This window comes from Bacillus sp. JJ1521 (assembly GCF_036965165.1).
Classification (GTDB): Bacteria; Bacillota; Bacilli; order Bacillales; family Bacillaceae_L; genus Ferdinandcohnia.
Map to the genome: position 1 here is coordinate 1 of NZ_JBALOX010000049.1, position 2216 is coordinate 2216.

Below are 2216 nucleotides of genomic sequence, written 5' to 3' on the forward strand. Positions count from 1 at the left end.
TCCAAATACTTGATTTCATCTTCATGTGAAAAATGACTCTCATGTGGCGTTTCGAGCACAAACGGAATATCTCCAAACACGGGACTCAACAAAAATTCCTTAATTTGCTCAACTTTTATCTCACCATATGGAATATTCGCATGTCGATCCTTCATCGACCTTGTCGGGTATTCGGAATTATTTAAATGCACAGATCTTAAATGTTCAAAATAGCAAAGTTCTACTCCTTTTGCCTCGACCTCACTCCAATTAACTCCATTCCACACACCACTTGCGAATAAATGGCAAGTATCTAAACAAAAGCCGATTTTATCCGGATACTCAGTGAGTTGCCTAACTTGAACGAGTTCCTCGATCATAGTTCCGGTAGGTCCACTTTTCCCGGCATTATTTTCTAACAAAAGAAGCGCTTCCCCATCCCATCTCGTCAAAACATCATTTAGTGTACCAATCATCCGTTCATAGCCCTCAAGGGGATTAGCCGCATTTTTCAACACTCCAAAATGTACAACAACCCCAATTGAGCCACATTCATTAGCAATCTCCAAATCATTTAATAGCGAATCCCTAACAAGCCCAATTTGATCCTCATCAGCAACTAAATTTGTTGGATATGGGGTATGAGCAATCGTAAGTAAATCATGTTCTTTACAATATTTCGCACATTCGTTTGCATCGTGACGGTCAAATTCTTTTACAGATAGACTTCGTGGGTTTTTCGGAAAATATTGAAAAGCCTTCGCCCTAATTTTTGTTGCATGGCGGGCAGCACCTAAATACCCATCACGTATACTAATATGACTTCCAAATCTCATGAGTTCGTCTCCTATTCATCATATACACTTAGTTTTACAATCAACGTAAGAACTATTCAAAAAAATGGGCATACTAGTTTTCGAGGTGATAAAATTGGAAGACTTTACATCTAAAGATGACCCTGTCCTAAAAAAGTCACTAGAGGAATTAGAAGAAGAAATGGGCTTATACTTTGTAACACCAGAAAAAAACAATGATTTGAGTTTAATTTTAGAAGAAGAAGAGCAATAAAAAAGAGCGAAGTCTTTTTCGCTCTTTTTTGCCAATGTGCCGTTATGATTAATGAAAATATGATAATAGACTTGCTGCTCTCCAAACAATTACAAACGAGCATAAACTAATAAACGTCGCGCTAATTATTTTGCCTATTCTTTTGTGAGTTCCTTTAAAAATCGAATGTGCGAAGGAAAATGCAAAGATCAAAAATAAGATCACTGAAATTTCCATATACATGTTCATCTCCATAAAAATACCCCTCTCATTACTCGATGTCCTGAGATATTTTGACGAGCCCTTCTTGTATATTCACCGATTATAAAGGAAACTCAAAAGTTGTACAACTGAAATTTGTACTATTTGTAAATTTTTTCTTGTTTTGTTTACATTTTCTTCACATTTTCCATTTCTTCGAGATAGACATGCTGTAGGTGAAGTTTATCTTCAATTGGTAGGCCAGAGTCAAAGATTCGTTTACTTGCCATGAAAAATTTTTCATATGGTGTTTTTCTTAGCCTTGGATGGGTCAACTCATCAAGCAAGTCTCTATTGATTGTGGCTCGAAGTATGTCTTCACTACTAAGTTCTTTTTGCCACAACCTCCTGTTCATCCAAAGTGATTGGTATGCTTTTAAAAGTCGATCAAAATCAATGGGATTGTTCTCCATTACCATAGAGCTCCTTTTATGTTTAAGAGTCCTTAAGTCCCTTAGCTCCTAGTCCTTAATCATCAAATTTATAGGTCCAATATATTTCAGTTCGAAGCCAATCCAAGACTTCATTATCTTTGTCGTCGATTTTTTGAAGCAAATTGCCCATGAGTCCCTCTGTTTGAGAACGATGTGCTTTCAATGTGTTAAATTTATTTTCTAAGACTGCACTTACATCGAATTNNATGTTCACCAATTTTATCTACACGGTCGTGGGTAATGGCTTTGCAATATACCTTAGGTCGGTTTTCTTTTGGAATGCGCTTTACGGCACGAATGGTTGCTTCTCCTGTCGCATCATGGTCAGGGTGAACACCATGTCCAGGATAAAATGTAATAACAAGTGATGGATTAACTTCTTTTATGATTTCTTCAATGGTATCTGCAATTTTTTCAGGATCTAAAAATTCCAATGTTTTATCACGGTAGCCAAGCATGCGTAGATCGGTAATGCCACAAGCCTTACAAGCTTCT

The 2216-nt window shown here is 36.9% G+C and carries 4 protein-coding genes; 1 reads left to right on the forward strand and 3 read right to left on the reverse strand.

Translation table 11 applies throughout. The features are described from left to right. A partial coding sequence (locus V7147_RS08335) for a deoxyribonuclease IV (protein WP_335367388.1) occupies window positions 1-815 on the reverse strand: 815 nt, incomplete at its 3' end. Between the two features lie 94 nt (window positions 816-909). On the opposite strand from V7147_RS08335, the gene V7147_RS08340 reads away from it, so the two are divergent. Further along, a complete protein-coding gene (locus tag V7147_RS08340; RefSeq protein ID WP_335367389.1) occupies window positions 910-1047 on the forward strand; it encodes a hypothetical protein in 138 nt (45 codons plus the stop codon). 368 nt (window positions 1048-1415) lie between these two features. Here the strand turns inward: V7147_RS08340 and V7147_RS08345 are convergent, their stop codons facing one another. Further along, window positions 1416-1700: a hypothetical protein gene (locus tag V7147_RS08345; RefSeq protein WP_335367390.1), complete on the reverse strand. Its 285-nt coding sequence runs from the start codon at window positions 1698-1700 to the stop codon at window positions 1416-1418. A gap of 194 nt (window positions 1701-1894) precedes the next feature. Next, window positions 1895-2179, reverse strand: coding sequence for a PIG-L family deacetylase (locus V7147_RS08350; protein WP_438824570.1), 285 nt, complete (start codon window positions 2177-2179; stop codon window positions 1895-1897). Window positions 2180-2216 lie beyond the last annotated feature (37 nt).